A 10,455-nucleotide genomic window follows, 5' to 3' on the forward strand; every position below is an offset into this window, starting at 1 on the left:
AAATATTTTTTGGAAAGGTCTCTCAAAATGGACTTTGTTTTCAATCCGTTGATTTTAAAAGAATCCGCCAATCCGGGAGCAAACTCTAATAATTCTTTCGACAAAAAAGGGCTCCTTCCTTCAAGCGAGTGAGCCATTGTGGCGATGTCCATTTTAGACAATAAACCACTAAATAAAATGGTTTGAGAATCCATCAATAGCATTTTACTGAGTGGAGAAATATCCAATTGATTGATTTTTCTAAGATCATAGTCGATATCATCCAAATTAGGTTGGATAAGAAACTGATCTTCAAAACCTACCATGATATCAGAGGTTGCGGCACTATAAGATTTTAAAATATTGTTGTGAGCGGCAAATTTTAAGAGCCTATACACATAATTATAATTGCTTTGCTTCTCATGAGCTGTAGGTAAAATACTTGAAAAAAACTTAGCTGAAGCTTGAGTAAAACTTCCAGAATTTAGCAAATCAAAATATTTAAAGGGTACATACCTCCTATAACCTGCGAATAGTTCATCAGCTCCATCACCATTTAAAACCACATTAACATGCTTTTTTGCTTCTTTTGCTACATAATAACTTGGTATTGCCGAACTATCGCAATAAGGCTCTCCATAATTAATAAGAATATTTTCAATATCATTCTGAAGGTCAGAAAATGAAATGTCAACCACCTGATGCTGGGTATTATATTTTTGTGCCACTTGAAGAGCAAGAGGCGATTCATCGTAGGAACCTTCAATTTTAACCGTAAAAGTCTTTAAATTAGGCTTATGCAAAGCAGCCATTGCAGTAATAATTCCACTATCTATCCCACCGCTTAAAAAAGAACCTATTTCAAGATCTGAGCTATCAATTCGTCGGCTTACCGAAAGTTTTAGTCGATTGTCAAGTTCATTAATTGCTTCATTATGTGAAAGTTGATTTTTATTTTGATAGTAAGAACTAATATCAAACCACTTAACATAATCTTCTTGGGCGGTTTTAGTATTAATTTTTAAATAATGACCATTTTCGAGCTCCATTACTTGTTTATAGGGTGTATCCTTTCTGTAGTGATAGCCTAAATACAAATATGACGATAGTGAAGGATAGTCGACCTCCGGCTTGAAAATCTGATAAAGTATATTCAATTCGGAAGAAAATGCTGTCCCCTTGCCATTATTATATAGATATAGAGGCTTTTTTCCGGCCCTATCGCGAGCTAAATACAATTCATTTCTGAATTGATCATAAAGTGCGAAAGCGAACATTCCATCTAATTTATCGAGCATTTTAATACCCATAAGTTCAAAAAGCATTAATAAAGTTTTGGTATCAGAATTAGATTCTGAATACAAACCGTATTGTTTTCTGAGCTCCAAATGATTATAAATTTCACCATTGAAAACGATGGTTAGTCCGTGGTGATGCATCGGTTGCCTTCCGGTAATGCTTAAATCTTGGATAGATAGTCTAGTATGGTAAAGTTCCACGTTATCATCAATCGATAGTCCCTTAGCATTGGGTCCACGATGATACAAACCACTAAATATTTCAGAAGCGCGATCTGAAACAGCAATATTTAAAGTGCCAAAAATTCCACACATTGATTAATTATTTAAAAATGAATACTCTTAATTTGAGTCTTTAATAATTGGAAATTACTTACTGAGAATAAGCTCTGTATCGTTTGAATACTGATTAATAATATTAAGCCAGTCGTTCATAATTGCATTTTCTGCAAAATTATTTTTTATGTATGATCTTCCACGCATACCTAAGCTCTCCCTTTGAGAGGCAGAATAATTCATCATGTCAAGCATTTTTTTTGCCAAATCATGTTCATCTGAACACTTAAATAAAAAACCACAGCGCGACTCAGTCAAAATTTCTACATTACATTCAATGTCACTTACTACTACTGGCTTTGCATAAGCCATCGCTTCGAGTAGTGCATTAGGCATCCCTTCAGAAAATGAAGAAAGAACAAAAGCATCAGCTGATTTGAGGTATTCGGATACATTTTGTTTGAAACCCAAAATATTAACGTGCGAGGCAATATCCAATCGTTTTATGTCTTCTAAGGGACTATTTTTAGGGGTATATTCTCCAATGATGTCCAATCGGAAATTATAGGCTTTAAGTAATTGGACTGCTTTAAATAAGGTAGTATAATCTTTATTCCACCTAAAATGGGCGAGGCACACCCATAAAAATTGATCTGTTTCCGTTTTTTTTAGTCTGCAATCTTGTAATACGGGAACACTTATGCCATTATTAATCACGAGGCCATTTTTATCTGCAAATAGATTTTTTTCGAAATTTACTTTAGATGCATTTGAATTATAAACAAGCACATCATCCAAGCCTGCAGACAATAAATAAGGCAAGAACCATTTTTGAGGCAGTACTCCAATCCTTACAGATGATATCAATTTATATTTGAGAAGTAATTTATAAATACGAGCAAAAATGATGGCGATAAACATGAATGCAATGACCACATTGGGCTTAAAATCCTTGATTTTAGTATAAATTATTTTAAGATTCCTAAATGGACTTTTAGTCCAATTTTGAATAAAAAGCACAGGTATCCCCTCCTTTTCATAATTAATATCAAACTCATTTATTGGTTTTAATGAAATAATACAGATCTCGAAATCGAGAGATTTCAAAAAAAGAGCAAGCTTAATCAATTGAGTTTCTGCACCACCCTTTGACATGGATGAAGTCATAAATAATACCTTCCTTCTCATTGGTATTTTTCAATTATTAATGAATTGATTTAGATTGTAGGAATTAATGGGGTCTTTATTATTGCTTGACTCTCATTTTGTTTTTTCAACCATTGCGAAAGCACCAATAATTTCCATATTTGGGGATAGCGATTCCACTTACCGCTCATATGTTCCTGAATAATTTCTTGCGTTCTGGGAACATTAATTCCTGGTATTTTTTGGAGTTCAGAATAAGAAAGATGATCCAGAACATATTCTTTTAGTTCGGATTTAAACCAATCTCTGAAAGGCATGGTGAAGCCAGATTTAGGCCTATTAAACATCTCTGAGGGTAGATATTGGTATAAAACGTCCTTCAAAATCCTCTTTTGATTGCCGAATGAATATTTAAAATTAGTGTTTAGGCTGCGAGAGAACTCTATAATTCGATAATCCATTAATGGAGCTCTCGATTCTAATGAAAATGCCATAGATGCCCTATCCACTTTCGTATTGATATCCCCATTTAAATAGGTTTTAATATCATAATCAGACACTTTTTCCAAGATTGATTGATGAGGATTTTTAAAAATATTGCTATAACTGTAATTCATTCCTTGCTCCGGATCAAGAATCCAAGAATTTTCCAATCCACCAAACATTTTGATATACAAACTTTCAATATCTGGAATTGAAACTCCAATGGCAATCAATTTCAAAATGTAATTAGGAGAAAATCTTATTAATTTTCCGATCAATTGCCTGATTACTAATGGCATAGAAAACAAAGCTTCCATCGTTTTTATTCGCTTATATCGCGTATATCCAATAAAGGCTTCATCCCCCCCATCTCCACTTAAAGCAACAGTAACATGCTTTCTGGTGTATTTACTTAAGAGCATAGTAGGAATTGCACTTGAATCTGCAAAAGGTTCATCATAGTAATTTGAGAAATTATCAATTAAATTTAAACCTTCATGATAATTACATTCAATCGTATGATGTTCAGTCCCCAAGTACTTGGCAACCAGTTTAGCATATTTACTCTCATCAAATCCCTTTTCATTAAACTGAATGGAGAATGTTTTTAGATGGTTTACCTTTTGAGCTGCAACGGCTGCAATTAATGAGGAATCGATTCCTCCCGACAAAAATACACCTAATGGAACATCAGCATTCATCCGAATATTAACAGAATCGTGAATTAATTCATCTAAAATAAATTTAGCCTCTTCATAAGTCCCATTGAATTTATTTGCCCTTTCATAATCCAAATCCCAATATTTTTTAATGGAGAGCGTACCAGAGCTCAGGTTATAGGTAAAAAAATTACCTGCAGAAAGCTTTTTTACTTCCTGCCAAATTGATTTTGGATCAGGAACATAGCCCCAAATAAAATACTCATTTATAGCTTGTTGATCGACAGTAAATTTCCTAGCTATTTTTAATTGTGAAGGCTGACTAGCAAATTCAAAAGACTGTCCATTATGACAATAATAAAAAGGTTTTTTACCCAAACGATCTCTTGCACCAAAGAGAATTTTCTTTTTTTCATCATAAATTACGAATGCGAACATTCCATTAAAATGGATCAGGCAATCTTCACCATAAGCTAGGTAGGCTGCGCAAATAACCTCGGTATCTGAGCTAGTTCGGAATTTATATCCTTCCTTCTCAAGGCGCGCTTTTAATGAGCGGTAATTATAGATTTCGCCATTAAAAACTATTCGTAAGTGCAAATAGGTGAATGGCTGATCCGAGCGATGATCCAAGTCAATAATTGCCAGTCGGTTATGTCCTAAAATAACATCGGGTGTATGTATAAATTGCGAGAAATCTGGTCCCCGAAAATTAACAACAGCCAGTTTCTGTCGAATCACATCATCGCTAAAATTGATCGTAGAACCGTATATCCCACACATAAAGAAAAAATTAAATTAAAAATTTGGGTATGTTGAAGTCTTATGAAATGAGATCTTCGTACTGCTTAACTACTTTTTTAACAGAAAATCTGTTTTCTACATCCGCTTTAATGAGACGATGGTTCCATTTTTGGTTACACGCTTTTTCTACGCCATTTTGAAAATCATGGAGATTATTCTGTCTAATAATATATCCATTAAACCCAGGATTTATCATGGCCCTTATCCCACCTACATCAAATGCTAAAACAGGAACTCCAACTTCTAAGGATTCTAAAACCACATTTGGAAAACCTTCGGTAAAGGAAGGCAGAACTAAAAGGTCGTGGGAGGCAATTAACTCCGGAATTTCACGTACTATTCCAACTAATTTAACGCGCTCAATAAGATTAAGATCTCTAATTAGTTGCACGATTTCTGATTTCATTGGACCCTCACCTGCAATGGTTAGTACATACTCTGGAGGGAGATTATTTAGAATATGGAGAAATCGGATAATACCCTTTTCAATTGCCAATCGTGCAATAATAATGATCTTTTTAGAGCTAGTATGGTTTGGAGATTTGATAATTTCGGTTTTTAAAATCGGATTAGGAATAACCCTTAATTTACATTCAGAAATTTGGTAATGCTCCGCTAATGATTTTTTAATTTCTTGAGATTGACAGATGGCTATATCAAATCTTTTATAAGTAAAACTCAAGAATTTATCCCAAAATTTCTCTTTAAAACCACCCAACTCGGTCATGATATTCATCACATTAGACTCACGACCAACTAATTTAGGAATGGTAACAAACATAGAAATAAATGCCAGCAAGGTATTTATATGCCCCCCCGTAGTAAATACAGCATAAGGTTTTTCCGCTTTAATTAACTTAATAATTTTAAAAATTGCTTTTGATGCTCTAGGCGAATGTAGATCAATGATTTTTACCGCATTTAAATGTCGAGAGTAAAATGTTTCATTTGAATCTAAGACTAATAAATAAACCTCAAAAACAGATGGATCAAAATACTGTGATAAGATCCAAAATACCTTTTCAGAGCCACCGGCTTTCAAATGGCTGATGATAAAAAAAACCTTTTTCATATCATAATAAAGAATTATTGTTCTTCATTTTGTTCACCTTTAAGATGTAAAAGAAGCAATCAATTGATAAGAAAATAGTTTTATCTTCACCTTCAAGTATTCCATGTAATTGTATTTTTTGAGATCTTTAGCAAACTCATCTAAATAAAATTGGTAGCCATCTCTCATTTTAGCAGCATTTTTTAATCCGTTAAAACGATTTGATAGCCGGTCGTCACCGTCCTCATCATATAATCTGATGGCCTCACGATCAAAAAACAATTTGGCTCCATTTTTTGATAGATTTAGCCAAGTGATACTTTCATAGCCACGCAAATCCCTTAAAAGGTTATTTTTCATTATTGAAGTTCGTGCCACTGGCAAATATTCGCCAACTGATGTTTTCAAAAGATCTAAATAGGTTTTGGGACCATAAAAATTAGGATCATACAATAAATCGCCTTCACTAAGCGTCATGCTGCCACAAAAAAAAAGATCATAGTTTTTATTTAGTACCAAATTTTTTAGATGAGCTAAACCACCATCCTTTAATAGATCGTCGGAATCTAATAAGACTGCATATTGGTTTTTAGCATGCTCAATGCCTGTATTCTTAGCTTGGGCAACCCCACAATTTACATCATGCTTTATCAATTTGATTTGCTCATGTTTTAGATAGCTTTGAAGAGACCTTTCAGTATTATCTGTAGAACCATCATCAACAATAATGATTTCTGAGTAATCAGACCAGTTTTTTTGAACTAGAATACTGTTTATAGCCCTTCTAACTTTCTCAGATCGGTTATAGGTTGGAATTACGAATGAAAATAACATAGACTAATAATTAGACAATAACTGTTTGATTTACCTCAGAAGAAGTCTTAACCTTATCAAAATGAAGGATACTAAAATAAAGGAATAAGGTTGGGCCATCAGCACTCAAAAGCCAAGCGTTGTGGGCAACGGCATTTATAGAAACAGCAATAAAAGAGAAGCATAAACAGACTAATAACGCATTTTCCCTTTTTTTAATTTCCTTTAGTGCATGGTAAGCAATACGAAACACTCCAATATAAATCACAAATAAAAATCCGATACCAAGGAAAGGCCCTAGGTAGGTCATAAACATTAAATAGGCATTGTGAGATGTAATTCCACTAGAAAAAACTTGATTTCTATAAATTACATCGCCCCAAGTTTTACCATAAAAAACAAGTCCCAGGGGGTATTCAGAGTAAATTCTTAAATTTTCTGCGGTAAGCAAAGATCGGTTATGCTCAGGGTCATTATTTATATTTTTTGCAACAATATTGTCCCTACTATTGACTTCATTTTGCAAAACTAGATTATAAAATGCAATACTAAAAAACACCGCTATTGCGATAAAAAAGACTGCTTTAACACGATAGGCTAAAATAAGAAAGAGTGAAATTGCACATACAAAAGTTACAAAAACGGAGCGTTGCATACCTAAATAAATTAGAATTAGGCAGGCTAAAAAAGCTAATAATCTAATAAATAGTGGCTTTTGAAATACAAAAGTATAAATCAATAAAAAGGGAGTAAAAGCAGCTAGCTGGTAACCAAAAGTAAATTGTGTGGTGGAAATACCTGCGGGACTTTGTAAGATAACATCATCAACGAGTATCGCCCTAAGCCCATCAACACCATCAAAATAATTATTTAGAACTAAAACTAGAGCAGAAACACCAAGTAAGACAAAGAAAATAAATATGGATAAATTATATCTAGCGGTATTAGACCCAATGAAGTAATTAAAATAAAACAAACAAAGAACAACATTCAACAAAGTGGCAAAAAATGATGGATAATCACCTATCCCAATAACATAATAGCTGATCAGAGCCATACTAAAAGCAATTAATTCCTTGGAATAAAGCACTTCCTTACTCCCCTCCCTGAAGAGTAAAATTAATGGAATACTGAAAATAAATGGAGCTGGGAGTCTAAATGATTCTGTCATAAATACTCCGAAAGCAAGTGCATAGAGGTATAAAACCATAAACACCAAAACAAATAGTCTCATAGGGAAAGATTTTAAAGAAATAGATAAAATATTTAAGAAATAGCTTCTAAGAAGCGAGAAACAAATGAATGGCCATCAGAAATGGTATTTTTGTACATTTCTTGTCCCCTTTGCGCAATTTCTCTGTAATTTGTATAATTTGAAGTGAGGTCTTCAAGTACTTCCGGCAGCTCATTCATATCCCAGGAAACAGGAATATAGGTTTCAAATGGTTTATATACATCAGGATAAGTATTTAAATGTTCCATGGAGGGTTTTACAAGCAAAGCTCCGGCAATGAAAGTTTCAAAATCGCGGTAGCAAACTTCTCCCCAACCATAGGGACTAACACTTAATTTTGAGTTTCTAAGCTCTTTCCAATAGTTAATTTTAGGAACTGGTAATCCGGCAGAAATTTTCAAATTCAAATGATTAAGAAAATTAATCGTGGTATTTCTTTGCTTCATGACATTATTAAGACCATTTTCTTCCTTATGAATGGTGCCTCGAAATGTTAAATCAAGTTCTCTTTTAATACTAGGCTTACTAAATTTAAGCGGATACACACCATAACTAAGGTAATTGCTGAGTCGGCTAAGTTTATAACCAAAGTATCTATAGTCGTTAAACCCAAGATTCCATCCTAAACGAATTTTTTTAAGTTGGTCAGCCGGACAAGCAGGAAAAGGATAATTAGGACTGGTGGCATTGGTCTCATTAAGCCATATTCGCAATTCATTGTTTGCGCGCGGATTTGTATAATAGCTAAGATCTTTTAAAACTTGCTTTTTCAAAAATATATCTACGTAAGGAATGAGAGAGAAATCACTCGATCCACTTGAGTCTGAAGCATCAAACCAGATTAGCTTAGCTGTTGATCTTCTAACTTCGGTCAGATAATTGATTAAATACTCCTGATCTTGTCTTTGCTCGGTATAAATATTTTTACCTTTTTCAAAATACCTTGAATGTATAAATAGAAAATCTGATCCAGCTAGATCTTTATCAAGATGATTATCTATAAATTGAATTGAGATTCCACTATCCCTAAAATGGGATTTCCACTTGTGTAAAGGATGAGTTTCACAATAAAACCGCTGGGAAGGCCAGTCAATTACTTTAAGTATTTTCATTGGGAGATAGTCGTTTTTCTTATCGTTTTTGTTTAGGACGCTTTTTGTGCATCCCAACATTGAGAATGATAAACAATAGAAAATGGGAGAATATTTAAAAAATGGGAGAATAGAAATCTAAAATGTGCACAACTTGATGATTGATAAGGTCATGATTGTGGTTTAGAAAACAATTTGGAAAGTATGCTTTTGATTGTTAACAATATAATTTTCAAGTCAATCCATAAATTATTATGCTCAATATACCTCAAATTTTGAGCTATTTTTTGAGGGATAATATACTCAACATAAAAGGCCTCAGGATTTTTGGCCCTTGCCAGTAGTTGAGCTTCATCGATATAATCAATTGAAGCCCAATCTGTTAAACCTGGCTTAACCGTTAAAATTCTGAGTTGAACTTGGTTGTAGAGCGCTACATATTTAGAAACTTCAGGCCTCGGACCAACAAAACTCATATCACCAATCAAAATATTAAACAATTGAGGCAACTCATCAAGTTTGTATTTCCTTAGAAAATTTCCAAATCGAGTAATGCGTTCGTCCTGATTGCCAATGGTTAGTAAACTACCTTTATCAGCACCAATTTTCATTGTCCTGAACTTAAACAAATTAAATTGCGTGCTATTTAGTCCAACACGTACTTGCTTGTAAATAAACCACCCTTTTGAATCAAGTAAGATAATTACTGCTATAATTACCAGTAAAGGGAATATAAAAATAATGCCTAATACTGAGAAAAATACATCAAATATTCTTTTAGCAACCATAATTGAGGAGTTTAGGAACTTATTTCAACCAGACTTTTTTGATTTACTAGCGCTTGAATTTTATCGATTACATTTGAAAGGATAAAATCAATCTCCTCTTCTTTTAGTTGAGGATAAATAGGTAATGATATTTCACACGAATATTGTTTATAGCTATTAGGATAATCTTTTATGCGATACCCGATACTCTTAAAATATGTGAGCATGGGCATAGGTATGAAATGAACATTCACATTTACACCAGTATCCATAATTTTTTCAATAAGCTGATCTCTCTCCTCTTCCGTTATATTTTTAATACGTAATGGAAATAAATGATAGGATGATTCACGATTTTCATCTTGTAAAATGGGTGCTATAAACCAATCATAAGCAAGAAATGCATTACAGAATTTTTGGGCAATTCTTTTTCTTTCGGGGAGCAAGGTACTCTTGTATTTTCTAATTTGTGCCAAACCAATGGCTGCACAGATATCCGGCATATTAATTTTAAGTCCTTTAAAAATGATATCATACCTCCAATTATTGCCCATTGATTTGGTAAACGCATCCTTAGTTTGTCCGTTCAGCGAAAACATTTTTAAAAAAACATATTCCATTTTACTATCAAAAACCTCTGGCAAATTCAAACAGATGCAGCCTCCCTCGGCAGTAGTGATATTTTTTACAGCGTGGAATGAGAAAATAGTAATGTCTGCTTTTAAGGCAGAAGGCAAGCCATTATAAATTGCACCAATTGAATGCGCTGCATCCGAAATTAAAAGAATACGACCCAAAGTTGATTGTTTTTCAGACTCAGGAATAAATAATCCTCTAATATTAGGTTCCTTGAT

9 protein-coding genes are annotated in these 10,455 nt (G+C 33.5%); all 9 read right to left on the reverse strand.

From position 1 onward, the window contains the following. The coding region (gene asnB / locus ACILQF_RS06265; RefSeq protein ID WP_395626558.1) for an asparagine synthase (glutamine-hydrolyzing) at nucleotides 1-1,592 on the reverse strand (1,592 nt) is incomplete at its 3' end. A gap of 54 nt (nucleotides 1,593-1,646) precedes the next feature. Next, nucleotides 1,647-2,741 (reverse strand): glycosyltransferase, encoded by a 1,095-nt coding sequence (locus ACILQF_RS06270; RefSeq protein ID WP_395626559.1) that lies wholly within the window; start codon nucleotides 2,739-2,741, stop codon nucleotides 1,647-1,649. A gap of 29 nt (nucleotides 2,742-2,770) precedes the next feature. Further along, nucleotides 2,771-4,624 (reverse strand): asparagine synthase (glutamine-hydrolyzing), encoded by a 1,854-nt coding sequence (gene asnB / locus ACILQF_RS06275; protein WP_395626560.1) that lies wholly within the window; start codon nucleotides 4,622-4,624, stop codon nucleotides 2,771-2,773. A gap of 40 nt (nucleotides 4,625-4,664) precedes the next feature. Next, on the reverse strand, nucleotides 4,665-5,717 hold the full coding sequence (locus ACILQF_RS06280) for a glycosyltransferase (protein ID WP_395626561.1): 1,053 nt from the start codon (nucleotides 5,715-5,717) through the stop codon (nucleotides 4,665-4,667). Nucleotides 5,718-5,756: 39 nt separating this feature from the next. Then, entirely contained in the window at nucleotides 5,757-6,530 is a 774-nt protein-coding gene (locus ACILQF_RS06285; protein WP_395626562.1) for a glycosyltransferase family 2 protein, read from the reverse strand. A 10-nt stretch (nucleotides 6,531-6,540) separates the two neighbouring features. Then, nucleotides 6,541-7,743 (reverse strand): hypothetical protein, encoded by a 1,203-nt coding sequence (locus tag ACILQF_RS06290; protein ID WP_395626563.1) that lies wholly within the window; start codon nucleotides 7,741-7,743, stop codon nucleotides 6,541-6,543. A 32-nt stretch (nucleotides 7,744-7,775) separates the two neighbouring features. Then, nucleotides 7,776-8,855: a glycosyltransferase family 1 protein gene (locus ACILQF_RS06295; protein ID WP_395626564.1), complete on the reverse strand. Its 1,080-nt coding sequence runs from the start codon at nucleotides 8,853-8,855 to the stop codon at nucleotides 7,776-7,778. A 149-nt stretch (nucleotides 8,856-9,004) separates the two neighbouring features. Beyond that, nucleotides 9,005-9,622: a sugar transferase gene (locus tag ACILQF_RS06300; RefSeq protein ID WP_395626565.1), complete on the reverse strand. Its 618-nt coding sequence runs from the start codon at nucleotides 9,620-9,622 to the stop codon at nucleotides 9,005-9,007. An 11-nt stretch (nucleotides 9,623-9,633) separates the two neighbouring features. Beyond that, nucleotides 9,634-10,455 (reverse strand): DegT/DnrJ/EryC1/StrS family aminotransferase (locus ACILQF_RS06305; protein ID WP_395626566.1); only part of this gene is annotated, 822 nt, incomplete at its 5' end.

This window comes from Daejeonella sp. (assembly GCF_044232565.1).
Classification (GTDB): Bacteria; Bacteroidota; Bacteroidia; order Sphingobacteriales; family Sphingobacteriaceae; genus Daejeonella.